15 protein-coding genes and 1 pseudogene are annotated in these 14,641 nt (G+C 53.2%); 9 read left to right on the top strand and 7 right to left on the bottom strand.

Features of this window, described 5'->3' with window-relative positions:
• Window positions 1–64 precede the first annotated feature (64 nt).
• Genes ACZ51B_RS19860 through ACZ51B_RS19845 form a run of 4 tightly spaced genes read left to right on the top strand, consistent with a single transcriptional unit; the run spans window position 65 to window position 2,544 of the window.
• Window positions 65–766 (top strand): ABC transporter ATP-binding protein, encoded by a 702-nt coding sequence (locus tag ACZ51B_RS19860; RefSeq protein WP_464295083.1) that lies wholly within the window; start codon window positions 65–67, stop codon window positions 764–766.
• A 15-nt stretch (window positions 767–781) separates the two neighbouring features.
• Window positions 782–1,258 (top strand): ribosomal protein S18-alanine N-acetyltransferase, encoded by a 477-nt coding sequence (rimI, locus tag ACZ51B_RS19855; RefSeq protein WP_464295082.1) that lies wholly within the window; start codon window positions 782–784, stop codon window positions 1,256–1,258.
• Window positions 1,216–2,262, top strand: coding sequence for a tRNA (adenosine(37)-N6)-threonylcarbamoyltransferase complex transferase subunit TsaD (gene tsaD, locus ACZ51B_RS19850; RefSeq protein WP_464295081.1), 1,047 nt, complete (start codon window positions 1,216–1,218; stop codon window positions 2,260–2,262). The genes rimI and tsaD overlap by 43 nt, the downstream gene beginning before the upstream one ends.
• A gap of 42 nt (window positions 2,263–2,304) precedes the next feature.
• On the top strand, window positions 2,305–2,544 hold the full coding sequence (locus ACZ51B_RS19845; RefSeq protein ID WP_464295080.1) for a (2Fe-2S)-binding protein: 240 nt from the start codon (window positions 2,305–2,307) through the stop codon (window positions 2,542–2,544).
• Here the strand turns inward: ACZ51B_RS19845 and ACZ51B_RS19840 are convergent.
• The 4 genes from ACZ51B_RS19840 to ACZ51B_RS19825 are packed head-to-tail and all read right to left on the bottom strand — an operon-like array spanning window position 2,498 to window position 7,274.
• Window positions 2,498–3,400 carry a tyrosine-type recombinase/integrase gene (locus ACZ51B_RS19840; RefSeq protein WP_464295079.1) on the bottom strand — a complete coding sequence of 301 codons (903 nt, stop codon included), beginning with the start codon at window positions 3,398–3,400 and terminating at the stop codon, window positions 2,498–2,500. The two genes, ACZ51B_RS19845 and ACZ51B_RS19840, sit on opposite strands and share 47 nt — an antisense overlap.
• Window positions 3,376–5,091, bottom strand: coding sequence for an ArnT family glycosyltransferase (locus ACZ51B_RS19835; protein ID WP_464295078.1), 1,716 nt, complete (start codon window positions 5,089–5,091; stop codon window positions 3,376–3,378). The genes ACZ51B_RS19840 and ACZ51B_RS19835 overlap by 25 nt, the downstream gene beginning before the upstream one ends.
• 15 nt (window positions 5,092–5,106) lie before the next feature.
• Window positions 5,107–6,108, bottom strand: a complete 1,002-nt coding sequence (locus ACZ51B_RS19830) for a hypothetical protein (protein ID WP_464295077.1) — start codon at window positions 6,106–6,108, stop codon at window positions 5,107–5,109.
• Between the two features lie 47 nt (window positions 6,109–6,155).
• Window positions 6,156–7,274: an acyl-CoA dehydrogenase family protein gene (locus tag ACZ51B_RS19825; protein WP_464295076.1), complete on the bottom strand. Its 1,119-nt coding sequence runs from the start codon at window positions 7,272–7,274 to the stop codon at window positions 6,156–6,158.
• 138 nt (window positions 7,275–7,412) lie between these two features.
• Here ACZ51B_RS19825 and ACZ51B_RS19820 point away from each other — a divergent pair, with 138 nt between their 5' ends.
• Window positions 7,413–8,324 (top strand): metalloregulator ArsR/SmtB family transcription factor, encoded by a 912-nt coding sequence (locus ACZ51B_RS19820; RefSeq protein ID WP_464295075.1) that lies wholly within the window; start codon window positions 7,413–7,415, stop codon window positions 8,322–8,324.
• Window positions 8,325–8,381: 57 nt separating this feature from the next.
• On the opposite strand, the gene rplT is transcribed toward ACZ51B_RS19820, so the two are convergent.
• The 3 genes and pseudogenes from rplT to infC form a co-directional block, all read right to left on the bottom strand.
• Window positions 8,382–8,735 (bottom strand): 50S ribosomal protein L20, encoded by a 354-nt coding sequence (gene rplT / locus ACZ51B_RS19815; RefSeq protein WP_464295074.1) that lies wholly within the window; start codon window positions 8,733–8,735, stop codon window positions 8,382–8,384.
• Window positions 8,736–8,862: 127 nt separating this feature from the next.
• Window positions 8,863–9,057 (bottom strand): 50S ribosomal protein L35, encoded by a 195-nt coding sequence (rpmI, locus tag ACZ51B_RS19810; RefSeq protein WP_464295073.1) that lies wholly within the window; start codon window positions 9,055–9,057, stop codon window positions 8,863–8,865.
• A gap of 34 nt (window positions 9,058–9,091) precedes the next feature.
• A pseudogene (gene infC / locus ACZ51B_RS19805) lies at window positions 9,092–9,562 on the bottom strand (translation initiation factor IF-3); the annotation flags it as partial.
• 186 nt (window positions 9,563–9,748) lie between these two features.
• On the opposite strand from infC, the gene ACZ51B_RS19800 reads away from it, so the two are divergent.
• The 4 genes from ACZ51B_RS19800 (at window position 9,749) to ACZ51B_RS19785 (ending at window position 14,638) form a co-directional block, all read left to right on the top strand.
• Window positions 9,749–11,920, top strand: coding sequence for a 3-hydroxyacyl-CoA dehydrogenase/enoyl-CoA hydratase family protein (locus ACZ51B_RS19800; protein ID WP_464295072.1), 2,172 nt, complete (start codon window positions 9,749–9,751; stop codon window positions 11,918–11,920).
• A gap of 71 nt (window positions 11,921–11,991) precedes the next feature.
• Entirely contained in the window at window positions 11,992–12,729 is a 738-nt protein-coding gene (locus tag ACZ51B_RS19795) for an electron transfer flavoprotein subunit beta/FixA family protein (protein ID WP_464295071.1), read from the top strand.
• Window positions 12,729–13,619, top strand: a complete 891-nt coding sequence (locus tag ACZ51B_RS19790; protein ID WP_464295070.1) for an electron transfer flavoprotein subunit alpha/FixB family protein — start codon at window positions 12,729–12,731, stop codon at window positions 13,617–13,619. The genes ACZ51B_RS19795 and ACZ51B_RS19790 overlap by 1 nt, the downstream gene beginning before the upstream one ends.
• Window positions 13,620–13,663: 44 nt before the next feature.
• Window positions 13,664–14,638 (top strand): peptidyl-prolyl cis-trans isomerase, encoded by a 975-nt coding sequence (locus tag ACZ51B_RS19785; protein ID WP_464295069.1) that lies wholly within the window; start codon window positions 13,664–13,666, stop codon window positions 14,636–14,638.
• Window positions 14,639–14,641 lie beyond the last annotated feature (3 nt).

Raw genomic sequence — 14,641 nt, 5'->3', positions numbered from 1 at the left:
AGAAGAACTTCCTGAAAGATCCCAGCGATAAAGTGGCAACTTCGGGTATTACCCAACGAGTCCCATGCTTGATATTAAGGGAATTGATGTCTTTTACGGTGCCATCCAGGCACTCAATAACGTCTCGATCAACGTCCAACAAGGCGAGGTAGTTGCGATCATCGGTTCCAATGGTGCCGGTAAGAGCACCTTGTTGCGAACTATTAGCGGCTTACTCAGACCCCGCAAAGGCTCTATCCTTTTCAAAGGTCAAGACCTTTGCGATTGCGCGCCCCACGACATTGTCAAACTCGGCATCTCTCACTCGCCGGAAGGTCGAAGGATCTTCACGAACATGACCGTGCACGAGAACCTTCAACTAGGCGCCTTCATCCGGAACGATAACGAGATTGCGGACGACATGGAGAAAGTCCTAGAGCGTTTCCCTCGCCTCCGCGAGCGGTTCAAACAAAACTCAGGCACCATGAGCGGAGGCGAGCAACAAATGCTTGCAATTGGACGCGCGATGATGTCCCGTCCAGAAATTCTCCTGCTCGACGAACCCAGCCTTGGTCTCGCACCAAACCTGGTCACTGAAATCTTCAACATCGTCACCGATCTGAATGCGGAAGGAACCACCGTCCTCATTGTTGAGCAAAACGCAAACAGAGCCCTCGAAATCGCCCACCGAGCTTACGTTCTGGAAACAGGCAACATCGTGTTGAGTGATACAGGCAAAAATCTGCTCACAAACCCGAAGGTCAAAGAAGCCTACTTGGGCGGCTAAGTAAACTAATACGAAGTGGCGCTCAAAACCTTACGTTTCGAACAGATCCAGGAGTCTCATATTCCTTCCATTCTCGACATCGAGAGGAAGGCAAACACGGCTCCCTGGTCAGAACGGGGGTTTCGCAACGAACTTGATCATCCACACGGAATCTTCCTAGTCGCAATCCTAGATGGTCAAGTCGTTGGCTATGGCGGTGTTTGGCTTGTCATCGACGAAGCCCACATCACAACGGTCGCCGTCGCCGATGAGCAAAGACGCCAAGGCATCGGACGCAAGCTCATGGTAGAGCTACTCACCCGAGCAAAAGAAAAAGGCATGCTCTGCTCCACACTCGAAGTGAGAGCAGGCAACGTCGCAGCCATCGCGCTCTACGAACAACTGGGCTACAACATAGCCGCAACGCGCAAGGGCTACTATCCCGACAATAAAGAAGATGCAGTCGTGATGTGGCTGCACGAGCTTGCTACCTGGGAGCCAAAGAGCCGTTGAAGCTCTTCGAAGAACCGATCCTAGCGATTGAGACGAGCTGTGACGAGACATCCGCAGCCATCGTTGTCGGCCGCAAAGTCCTCTCCAATGTCGTTGCCAGCCAGATCGACATGCACAAGAAATGGGGCGGTGTAGTCCCAGAAGCTGCCGCAAGAGCGCACGTAGAAGCAATCATTCCAGTGCTCCAAGAGGCCCTCGCCGAGGCTTCGATGAGTCTCGATGACATTCGAGCCATTGCAGTCACCAACCGTCCAGGACTGGTCGGCGCACTGAGTGTCGGTCTTACCACGGCAAAAGCCATCGCTTACGCAAGAAACCTCCCACTGCTCGGTGTCCACCACTTAGAAGGCCACCTTTGCAGCGTCCTGGGGACCGATCAAGAAATCCCATTCCCCCACACCTGCCTCATCGTCTCGGGTGGCCACACGGAAATCGTACAGGTCAGCGAGTTAGGCAACTACGAAATCGTCGGGCAAACCATAGACGACGCTGCGGGCGAAGCATTTGACAAAGGAGCGCGCCTTTTAGGGCTGGGCTACCCCGGCGGTAAAGCCATCCAAGACGCCGCGCTCCAAGGAAACCCCAAACGGTACTCCCTACCCAGGGGCCTCAGCGGGCAGACCTCAGACTTCAGCTTCAGCGGTCTCAAAACAGCAGTCCTAAGACTCGTTGAGAAAGAGGGAGCCAACATCAACGTCGCCGACGCCTGTGCAAGCCTTCAAGAAGCCGTCGTAAGCGTATTAACTACCCGAGCCGTTGCCACGGCCGTCAGCCTCCACAGCGAGGCACTCACGCTCGTCGGTGGAGTCGCAGCAAACCTAGCTCTGCGAGAACGGCTCTCAACCGCATGTGCAAAAGAAGGCATCTCGTTTGTAACACCACCCATCAGTCTCTGCACAGACAATGCAGCCATGATAGGCCTTGCCGCTTCCGTACGCCTCGCAAGAGGTGAAAGAAGCCAAATGGATTTAGATGCCTTCCCCAATTGCGATCTTGGGCTATGATAAAAATATCATAGAAGTGTGATAAGGATACACCGGAGCCCCATGAGTGATCCAACCCCCGTCCGAAAATGTGTGTGCCTGAACGTTGCCTTCGAGACGATTCACCAAATGGGCCTCACGTCCTTGCAACAAATCCAGGAACAGCTCGGATGCTCCACCCAGTGCGGCACTTGTCTTCCCTACCTGAAACGAATGCTGTCCAGCGGTGAAACAGCCTTCGCAGTGCTCGATCCATCTACCGCCGAGGATGTGCCCTATCGTATCGGGCGCGAACTTCAGTAAGGTCCAACTGCGTGTAGATCTGCGTCGTCTCGACCGACTCGTGCCCCAAAAGCTCCTGCACCACACGCAAATCCGCACCACCCTTAAGCATGTGAACAGCATAAGTGTGCCGCAGTGTGTGAGGCCCCACATCATGCGGCAGGTCCGCCAGCTTTGCATACCGAGCCAAAACCGCATATGCCCGCTGCCGCAGCAATGGTCGCCCAGTATCTGAAAGAAGAACCAGAGAGCTCGCACGCGTTGCAAGTTTCGGACGCGCCCCCTCCAGGTACAAGGCTAGCCAGCGAATCGTCTCAGAAGGGAGAGGGACAATTCGTGTTTTAGACCGCTTCCCGATCACTCGAACAGAAGCCGATTCAAGGTCCAAACCAACCATCTCCAGCCCCACCGCCTCACTCACCCGCAACCCAGCACCATAGATCAACTCCATGAGCGCCCTATCCCGCACACCGGACGGCTTCTGAAGATCCGGGGCCTGCAAAAGAGCCTGAAGCTGCTCCGCACTCAGCGCCTTCGGCAAATGCTTGGCTTTCCGGAACCCTCCCGTCGAAGGCAAATCAGCCTTCACAAGAATCCCGTTGCGTTTCAAGAACTTTAGAAGCGATCTCAAAGCACTAATGCGCCTCTGAACCGTCGTACGAGCAACATCAGCCCCTTGCTTGGCTTCAAAATCAAACAGGACTTCGTTAGACAGCTCTTCCCAACGCCGAATCCCTTGCTTGCTCAGCAATTCGGCAGCCATCAAAAGATCATTGCGATACGCAAGAACTGTATGAGGGCTAGCAGAACGCTCAACCCTTAGATGATCGAGAAACCACTCTATCGAATCGGTTAACTCTTCCCTTTCCGCTTCCAAACGTACACCATTGGCTGAATATAGGCGAGGTCCTCGACACCCAACAGATCGTCTCCGAAATTCTTCTCGGGCTCATAGCTCTTCTCTAGAGCCGCTATAAAGGCCTTCAAATTATCCACCTGCCCCTTATACTGCGCTGATACAGCAACGTCCTTCGAGAGTAAGTGCATGGGCAGCTCTAAAGAACTAAAGCAGATCCGGTCGGGCTTGGCTTCGTTAATGAGCCGAAGATCAAAACTCGTCAACTCAGGAAGTTGAGCCGTCTTGGTATACATATAAACCAGCTTAGGATTCGTCTGAGCTTCAAGCTGCTGCATTCGAAAGTCAGGCCTCACCGATCTAGGTTCAGCTGCATCCGGGAACAGCGCAGGTGACCAAAACCAAGGATCAGAAGCCAGCCCCACCGTCCCACCGGAGGTCTTCAGGTACTTCCCTGCCTCATCACGTGGGTCCTCACTCGACATCCATCCAGTCATGGTCGCAGCCCCACGAAGACCACCACCTGGTACCCCACCAAGTGCAAGTATCCCAGCCCCGACTACCAAACGACTCCAACCCCCACGCCGATGAGCCTCCGCAATCGCATAGCCAAACCCGACGGCCATCGTCGTATAGAGTGGAAACGTGTAGCGCAAAAACTTAACTTCAGCCTTACCGATCAACAAGTAGTAAGGAACGAAGAAGGCCAACAACACCAGCACCCATTTGTGTTTGACAAAAGCAGCATGCCCCAGCCCCAGGAAGCAAAGAGGAACAGCAAGAATGCCAATCCCCAGCAACATGTTCAGCAAATGAAACACAAACCCACTGCTTGTGCCTGCAAAAACCAAACCGTGCCCTGTAGACGTGTGGTTCATCTCATACACGAAGTTCGTGATAAAGATGTCCTGCTCCAAAATGCAGCCAGGAGTCGTCACCACAAACGTCAATAGTCCCACTCCTACGCCCACAAGCGCCTCTTTAGCCCAACCCGCACGCTTGGAAATGGCCACGGCCGCAAACAGAGACAGAAGTGCCAAAATGCCCGTGTACTTGGTTCCGGCACTGAGCCCAGCAAAAAGCCCACACAACCCCGCGACTTTGACAAAGTTGACCGGTTTCTCTTCTCCATCCCTAGGAAGAAGAAGCACCGCATAGTACGTGCTACAGGTCAGGAAGAACGCGGCGACAATGTCCACCGTCTGAAATCGCGAGTGAACCACATGCGCCGGCGCAAAGGCGATCAAAAGGCCACCAAACACACCCGCCATCTCGCTATGGCACCGCCGCCCTAACAAGAACACCATCAAGGCCGTACCCGCCCCCGCAAGAGCACTCAAAATACGTCCAGCCAAGTGGCAACGCGAAACCCAGTCCCAGTCAGTCTTGTCCGGGTTAGACGCACTATAGCCACCCGCGACCTTTGGCTCGCCTGTGTAGGTGGTCGTAACATCCGACGCAACCCTCAAAATCGTGAGATACAGAGTTCCGTAGTTATAAAAATGGGGAGTGAACTGCCCCTGCGCAGGCACAATCGCCCGGCTGGCCCTCAAAATATCGGGTTCATCGGGGTGATAGCTGGCGTTGTGAAGATCGTTCTTAAGACCCCAACCGATCCCAACCAAACGCAGCCCAAGAGCAATCACAAAGATCGCAATGGGAATAGCCAACCGTAAAAGCTTTGAGAGGTCACGATTGGCTACTTTTTCCACGCTGTAAATGTACCGCTACTTAATGATTTTTGCGCCTACCAATTCCATGGTAGTTCGACCTTTGAACTTTTCCTCTTGAACGGCATCATCGCTACCATCCACAAAGATCCCATAGCCACCCTCACTCACAGCCTCGGCAAAGATCGTGTGATGCGTCTTTAAGTCGAGGTCGAAGCTGATAGTCTCCTTAAGCGTCAGAGGGAATTTCTTCAGCCCAGTCTCAATATCTTCGCCAGCGTCCTTAATCAGCTGTTTCAAGAAGTCGCCGAGGTCGGTCTTGAAATCAAGCTTCGCCTCAACTCGGTACACCTTCTTACCGTTAGACTCTTTGATCCCAACGTAAGTGTAGGTGTAGTCCAATCGCTGAACCGCAGTCTTACCGTCTTTCCCTTTCAGCTTTTGAGGCTGATAGCCCACAGTGGTCTTCCAGGTGTCTCCAACCTTCACATCATCAAGAGAAAGCTTCGGCGAGAAATCCAGCGCACTGTCAGGGCCACCCACACACAACGCCAACCGGTGGACTTCCTGAATGAACTGCCCAAAGAGAGCACCCTGCGCACCCTTCACACCAAATACTCGTAACACGTCGTCCGATGTCGACTTGGGCTTCGGCTTCGTGCCAGCCTTCTTAGGTTTCGCACTCTTCGCTTCCAAAATCTGGTTGATCGGGGAAACGGTCAAAAACTCGTCCAAATCCACCTTGTCAATTTTGGTTTTGGACGGAGCATTAAAGGTCTCACCCTCAATCTCGGTCATCGTCGGTCGTTGATACCGCACAACCGCGATGCCATCCGCCTTCATCTCCTTCACCTGCGTGGTGAAGTTATAGTTGAGGTCGAAATCCTCCGGGATCCAGGTGAGAAGACCCTTCTGGCGATTTTCCGCCGTGATATGAGCCTTCACCTGAAACGCGAGCTTCTCGCCCATCGTGAACTTTCGACCAAGAGAAATCGGCGTGTCTGCCGCAGATGTCGCCGACAAAGCTGCGGCGAGAATTGGAATGAGGATAAGTGCCATTGTTCTTCAGTAAGTAGAACGCTCCAGTTGACTGGAGCGTTGCTAGATTACTTCAGAACTTGCTTAGCAATAACCATTCGTTGGATTTCCGAACAGCCCTCACCTATCTCAGTAAGTTTCGCATCTCTCCAAAGCTTCTCCACGAGAAACTCTTGAGTCATGCCACGACCACCATGAATCTGGATGGCTCGATTCGTCACGCGGTTCGCAGTCTCACTGGCATACAGCTTCGCAAAGGAACTTTCCTTGATGATCGGCTTGCCTTCGTCGAAGAGCCGAGCACCCTTGTAGAGAAGTAGCTTGGAAGCTTCCACTTCCATCGCAGAGTCCGCAATCATGTTTTGAACCGACTGCATATCAGCAAGCCGTCGGTTGAACTGCTCCCGCTGCTTGGAGTAATCACATGCAAGTTCAAACGCCTTCTCCGCTATTCCAACGGCCATGCCAGCAATCGCAAGTCGCCCTCGATACAGCAGCCCGATCGCATCCTCAAACCGACAGGGCGTATGCCAGGCCTCGGCATTCTCAAGCGCAAACTGAACTGTATTAGAGGCGCTCACACCAACGGTATGAATCCTCTTCTCAAACTTAAATCCGGGCTGGTTCGTCTCAAGAAGAAACGCGGTCAGCTCCGTTTCAGATACTCGGGCGATGATCACAATCAGATCGGCTTTGCCGCCGTTCGTAATGAACATCTTCCGCCCATTCAGCTTGTAAAAGCCTTCCTTCCCTTCAATGGGAACAGCGTGGGTCTTAACACGACGAGCATCCGAACCAGCATCTGGCTCCGTAAGTCCCCATGCCAACTTGATCTCACCTTTGAGAATCCCCGGCATGTACTTATCAAACTGCGCCTGCGTAGCAAATCGATCAAAGTGGGCAATCACCAGCGCATTGATGGCCGCCACATTCATAGCCAGCGCAGGATCACCCTTGGCCAGCTCCATGCAAGCGTAGCAATACGCCACGCAAGATAGCCCTGTGCCACCCTTCGCCTTGGGCAATGTCATGGCCAACAAGCCCTCAGAAGCGAGCTTGGGCCAGATCTCATCTGGGAAAGCAGTGTTCTTCTCCCATTCGCGAGTATTGGGGAGAACTTCTTTTGAGACAAAGTCTCGTACACGATCTAAAAACGCTTGTTCGTCAGGGTGAATTTCTTCGTACATCGTTGTGAACCTTGGCGGACGCCGCGATATGGCTCCGTTGCCTTGCACGCTAGTTTACTTTTCCACATCGGATGGACTTCGCGGGCTTCAGGCGATAAATTTAAAGAAGGCGTAAAATACAGAGGCAAGCAGCCTCCAATGATAAACATCTACGAAGAGTTAGGCGAAACCTCTCGCAGGCAGATCCTGGCGGAACTCCGGATTGGACGACGATCAGTAAACGAACTCGTCCAAGCAACCGATCTCAAACAACCCAACGTCTCAAACCATCTTGCGCGGATGAAGTCCAAAGGGATAGTACGTAGCGAAAAGGTTGGAAGGCAGGTCTTCTACGCCCTGGCTAATACAGAAGTGGAAGCTGTGGTCCAGGCAGTTCTCAATGTCGGCTCAGCCTCTCACCTCGAACTCGACTTGGAAGTGCTCGCACACCAATACTGTCGGTCTGCAATAGCTGGCGACGAGCAGTCTTGCTCCGAAATCATTGATGCCGCTTTTCGGGCGAAAGCAACCATGCTGGACATCTACCAGCAGCTCATCACCCCCACCATGGTGACCATCGGAACATGGTATGCAAATGGCGACATCGATGAAGCCCAAGAACACATGGCATCAGCCATCACCGAACGCATGCTCGCCAAAACCATGCAGGTCACCGGCCCAGCCAGACAAAACGGAATGTCCTGCCTCCTGGGGTGCGCGCCAAACAACCACCATGTGATCGGACTCCGAATGATTTCGGACTACCTCCGCAATCTAGGTTGGCGAACCTACTTCATGGGAGCCAATGTTCCCACAGCTAGCTTCGTGAATGCAGTAAAGAGCTTCAAGCCAGACCTCGTGCTAGTGAGTTGCGCAGCGAGCGAAGGCATTCCCGATACCTTAGCCTTGATCGCAGAACTTGTAACGCTCAAGAGTACGGGGGGATACAAAATTGGAGTCGGCGGCGTGGCTGCCATCTCAGAAAAATCCAACTTCCTAGACGCAGGCGTAGACTTTTTGCCTGAAAACCTCAAAGAGTTCGTCTTGAACTGCCTTCCTGAGGTCCACTAATCCGACAAACAAAAAGGGCTGCCCGGCATAAAGCCGAGCAGCCCTCAAAATCGGATCTTAGAGACCTTTCTTAGCCTGTGCAACGATCGCCTGGAATGCTGGCATGTCCGCAATCGCGAGCTCGCTGAGCATCTTTCGGTTGACCTGGATGCCCTGAACAGTCAATCCATGGATCAATTCGTTGTACTTGATGTCGCTCTCGCTGCAAGCAGCGCTGATTCGAGCGATCCAAAGGCGGCGAAAATCTCTCTTCTTTGCACGTCGGTCACGGAAGGCATACTGCCCCGACTTCATGACCTGTTCGTGTGCTCTCGAGAAAACGTTGCCCTTACGGCCCCAATAGCCGGATGCCTTCTCGATAATCTTCTTGTGGCGCTTGTGGCGCATTAAGCCACGTTTGACGCGTGCCATATGTTTTGTACTCCTTATTTGTCGTGTTACCGGTTCCCAGCCCAAAGGGCGGTAGTGGTAAAGGATGTTAGAGATGTTGCACAGACAATAACACGGCCCGAGCCTAAGGCCCTGGCCGTGCGACCGACTACATTACGAGCAGACGCTTAATTCGCTTCTGCTCGCCCTGGAATACTGTCGGCTCCTGCTCCAGTCGTCTCTTCTGAGACGCCTTCTTGTGCAGGAACTGGTGATTGTTGTGCGACTTCCGACGGGTGATCTTCCCCGTCCCGGTTATCTTGAACCGCTTTGCTGCCGTCTTGTTTGTTCTGATCTTTGGCATCTTTCTTCTTGCCTGTATTTGGCTTGGGGACGAGCACCATAATCATGAGCCGTCCGTCCAAGGTTGGTGATCGCTCGACCACTGCAAGATCCTCACACGCCTTAGCAAAGATCTCTAATTTCTTTCGACCTAGCTCTGGGTGCGTGATCTCACGGGCCTTAAACATGCAGGTGACCTTCACCTTGTCGGTTTCTTCTAAGAATCGCCGAGCTTTCGTGATGTTGGTCTGCAGGTCGTGTTCCGCAATCCGGGGACTAATCTTTATACCCTTTACTTCTTGCTGCTTGCTCTTTTTGTCCTTTCCGGACTTGCCTTCCAGGTATTTATGCTTGCCGTAGTCGATAATTCGACACACCGGCGGCTGTGCTGTAGGGCTAACCAGAACAAGGTCAAGACCTTCATCTCTGGCTAAGTTAAGAGCCTGTCGGCTCTGCATAATGCCGAGCTGATCTCCCTCTGGTCCGATGACTCGGATGTCACGGAAACGCAATACGCGCTGATTAATCTCTGGGCCCGGTTCCGGGCGCGGCGGCCTTCTAAATCCTGCTATGTTCGTTCACCTCAATCATGCTGTTTCTTCAGCAGACGCTCCAGTATATCTTGGGTGAGTTGCTGCCGTAAAAAGAGTATGAAGGATATTCTATGTTTCGATCCAGAATAGGTCATTCAGACGTCCAGTTAACATAAGTCTATGAGCGAACAGCAAATTAAGAAGGTGTGCGTCGTCGGATCTGGCACCATGGGAAGCGGTATCGCGGCGCATTTAGCCAATCTTGGGTTCAATGTGACGCTCTTGTCCCTCACTACACCCCTCGCAACCGAGGGTTTGGAACGTGCAAAACATGCCCGTCCGCCCCATTTTCTCACTCCGGAAAAGGCAAATAACATTCGTGTTGGCAACACCACAGACAATCTCGACTGGGCCGCAGAGAGCGATTGGGTGTGCGAAGCAATTTTTGAAAATCTTGAAGAAAAGCGCGCACTGTTCACAAAACTAGATGAAATCCTCCCCCTGAGCACCTGGCTAACAACCAATACAAGCGGATTAGAGATCTCACTGCTCAGCGAAGGACTCCGCCCAGAGCGCCAAATTCGCTTCATGGGAACTCACTTCTTTAACCCTCCCCGCTACCTGAAACTCCTAGAACTCATCCCCACCGCCCAAACGGAACCCGCCTTTGTAAAGTTCATGGCCCACTTCTTCGAAGACCATGTAGCCAGAAGAACCATCATTGCCAAAGACACCCCCGGCTTCATCGCAAACCGCTACGGCATGTGGTCCATGCTCAAGGCAACCCAAGTAGCTGAGATGCTTCGACTCAGAATCGAAGACGTCGATGCGATCACCGGCCAATTCCTTGGTCGACCACGCAGTGGGACCTTCCGCCTCAACGATCTCGTCGGAATCGACGTCATGCGAGACATCGCGAGCAATCTCAAAGAGCGCTGTCAGCACGATCCCCGTGTCCACGGTCTAGAACTCCCAGACTCCACCATGAACCTCCTCGCCCGGGGTTGGATCGGCGAAAAGGCAGGCCAAGGCTACTACCGACGCGAAGGAAAAGAGCTATTAGCCTTCGACCTCACCACCCACGCCTACCGCCAACAACGCGAGACCGAACTAGAATCGCTCAAAGCACTCGCAAAACTTCCTCTCGGAGAGCGCATCAAACAAGCCCTCAAACAACGAGATGAAGTCGGCGAATACCTCCGCGAGTACCTCATCCCCACCCTCCAATACGCAAACGAGATCAAAGAAGAGATCTCCCACAACATTCTCGATTTCGACCGCGTGATGATGTGGGGCTTCGGATGGGAACTCGGGCCGTTCGGCTTGATCGACGCCATCGGAGGCGAAAACCTAGGCATCCAATCCGAACCGTTCTACTCCTTCGGAACCATGCAGTCGTTCGAACGCACCTATCTAGCCCTGCCGGATGAGCCCCAATACGCGAAGATAACCGACTTCAAAGAACTTGATCGTGGAGAGACCTACTCAGTAAGGGACATGGGCGATGGTGTTTGCGCCCTTTCTCTCACCACTAAGATGGGAGTGATCACCCCGCGAGTCGTCGAAGAACTAACTCACCTTCTCCAAACCAAAAACCTCGGTCGCTTCGTCTTGACAAGCGAAGCAAGATCGTTCTCTGCCGGCTACGATCTCAACTTCTTCTTGCAAGCCATTGATGCTGGAGATCTAGACGGAATCGACACGAAGCTCAAAGCACTTCAAGATCTGAGCGAACTCTTCGAATCTCAACAGTGCGTCGCAGCCATTTACGGCCACTGTCTCGGAGCAGGTCTAGAACTCGCACTAGGCTGCAACAAAATCGTCGCCCACGTGGAGACCTCCATCGGCCTCCCCGAAGTGAAAGTCGGCCTGCTACCCGGCGGTCGAGGCACCACGCTCATGAGGCTCAACAACCAGTTCACCGCGAAACGGCTGAGCGAAATAGCTCTCACCCTCACCCAAGGCACCGTGGCCAACAACACAGAGGAGGCTCACAACCTCGGTTACCTCCGAAACACAGACATCACGGTCTACCACCCAGACCGACTGCTATTTGAAGCCAAGAAACACGCACTCGAAGCGATCCAGTCTCAAAGACCAGCGTGGATAACCACCGAAGGCCCACTTACAGGAATGATCGATCGAGGTCAGGAAACCCTGAAAACCCAAGGGCTCATCTCAGACCACGACATCCTCATCGGCAACAAAATCAAAATGGTGGTCTCAAAAACCAATAGCTACGAACAAGCCCTAGATCGGGAGCGGTCCGAGTTCATCGAGCTGTGCGGAAAAGCGCTAACCCATGCGCGCATTAAACACATGCTGGAAACCAACAAGCCCCTTCGCAACTAAGTTCTGTATTAAGACGCCTGGGTGCTGGATAGATCGGTAAAATCTACCAGCACACCGAAGTGCATCCCACTATGAAAATACTAGTGCCTATCAAGCGCGTTGTAGACCCGTATGCCAAGGTTCGCCCCTTGTCAGATGGAAGCGACATCGACACCACAGGAATCAAGTTCGAGATCAATCCGTTTGACGAAATCGCTGTCGAAGAGGCAGTCCGCCAAAAGGAAAAGAACCCAGCTATCGAGATCACGGTCATTTCCATCGGCAAATCAGAGTGCGAAGAACAGCTCCGAAAAGCCTTAGCAATGGGTGCCGACAAAGCAATCCTCGTCGAAACAGACTTGGCATTCGACCCACCATCCGTAGCAAAAGAACTAGAAGCTCAAATCCGAGCGGAAAATCCCAACTTGGTCCTCATGGGCAAGCAAGCAACAGATGACGACTCCAACCAAGTTGGACAAATGCTCGCGGGACGCCTCGACTGGCCACAAGCAACATTCGCGGCGAAGCTCGAACTGACCGACTCAATCGGCAAAGTAACCAGAGAGACCGACTCAGGCGAGGAAACGGTCGAAGTAGACCTCCCCGCCGTCATCACCACAGACCTTCGCCTCAATGAACCACGCTACATCGCACTCCCTGGCATCATCAAGGCTCGAAGCAAACCTCTAGAAAAACGAGCACCACTCACCACCCCAAGTCCAAAGACCAAGCTTTTGTCAGTGGCTTCACCAGCACCGCGCGCGGCTGGAAGAAAAGTCGGTTCGGTAGACGAACTCATCGCAGCACTCAAGAGCGGAGGTGTTATCTAATGTCAAAGCTGCTCCTCATCGCATTCCAAGCCCACGAAGCAACCCAAGCAGCAGGCTTTGCCCAGGCTCTGGCTCTTCCCTTCGACATCCTGTGCCTCAGTGGCAACGCAGCCCCAGATCTAGGCGCTGAGAAGATCTTTGCCGCTGGCCTTGAAACAATCCCAACAGCAGACAGCATCAGCAAGTCACTCGCTGAGATCGCAAAGCCATACACCCACGTCGCAGCCGTCTCCTCAATGCAGTCCAAAGACGTGTTGGCAAGAGTGTGTGCACTCCTCGATGGCGCCATGGTCACAGACGTAATCGCCGTAGACTCCCCAACCGTCTACAGACGCCCAATCGTGGCAGGCGCAGTCATCGCAACCGTGGAAGTCCTCAGCACCCCAATCGTTCTCACCGTAAGACCCGCAGGATTCTCCAACCCGACACCAGCCGGCAACAGCAGCACCGAGTCCATCACACTCAACCTGGAAACCAAGAGCCGAGTCGTCTCGCGCAGCGCCAGAAGCGGCGGAAGACCCGATCTAACCCAAGCAAAAGTGATCGTCAGCGGCGGCCGCCCGCTCAAAGACGCTGAAACCTTCGAGAAGGTAATCGGCGGTCTCGCCGACGCACTCGGTGGTGCCGTAGGAGCAACCCGTGCAGCAGTCGATTCCGGAATCGCCGCCAACGAACTTCAAGTAGGCCAAACTGGGAAGATCGTCGCACCAAATCTCTACATCGCTGCCGGAATATCTGGATCCACCCAACACATGGCGGGAATTAAGGATAGCAAAGTGATCGTAGCTATTAACAAAGATGCAGACGCCCCTATCTTCGAATCCGCAGACCTCGGTCTAGTCGCAGACCTGTTCGAAGCCCTCCCCGAACTCCAGGCAAAACTCAAATAGCCACATTCGCAACACCTCAAACCACTCCTGACCGTAGAAATAATATGACTCCCAAACTCTCACTCCGCAAAATCCTGGTAGGGACCGCAATGTTCGCCATGGCGACAGTTTCACTCGCTCAAGTCGATCCAAACCGAGTGATCGCCACCGTCAACGGCGAAGAGATCAAGGGAGCCGAGTATTACCGACGCATGGAGTGGTACCGAGTGGACGCCCAGAGTCCTACAGCGGTCTTCCCTGTCGGGTTCCTCACCATCAAGCAGCTCATCACCGAAAAGCTCGTGTTCCAAATGGCAAAAGAGAAAGGCGTATTCCCCTCTGAGCCAGAAGTCCAGGACCGCTTCAAGGAAACCAAGCCCGAAGTGATCGACATGATCACAAAACAGGGCCGGACCACCGACGAACTCATGTACCAACTGAAATTTGAAATCGCTCAGTTCAAGTTGCGCACTATGGGAATCACGATCACCGACCAAGAAGTCGACAGCCACTACAAATCGAATCCCGATGAGTTCAAAGAACCCAAAAAGTTCAAACTCCGAATCATAGTAGTCACAGCAGATGAGGACAAGAAAGCGGTAGACGCCGATCTAGCAGCAGGCAAAGCCTTCGCAGACGTAGCCAAAGCACGAAGTAAAGATGCAAGCAGCGTCATCGGTGGAGCGTTTGGAGATCTTCCCGCAACTCAATTTGCACCCGCAACCCTGAAGGTCCTAGAAGCCGCCAAGGTAGGCCAGGTGACCGACTGGGTGGACGGCGGGCAAGGCAGCGCAGCAAAGGTCAAATTCCTCGTGGAGAACATCGTCCCAGAAAAGACCCTCCAACTTGATGCCGCCCTGCGCAAGCAAATCCGCACACGATTGATGTCCGACAAAGGCAATATCAAGAACCACGTGATGGAAGACCTCCGAGACGTTAGCCTAAAGGCGAAAATCGTCATCAACCAACCTGAATTCCAGCGAATCTATGACGACTTGCTACAAAGCCTGCGCCAGAATGCCGCAAACAAGGGCAAATAAGCC

Source organism: Fimbriimonas sp. LA-C6, assembly GCF_055398105.1.
This window is presented reverse-complemented; position numbering and strand designations above follow the sequence as displayed.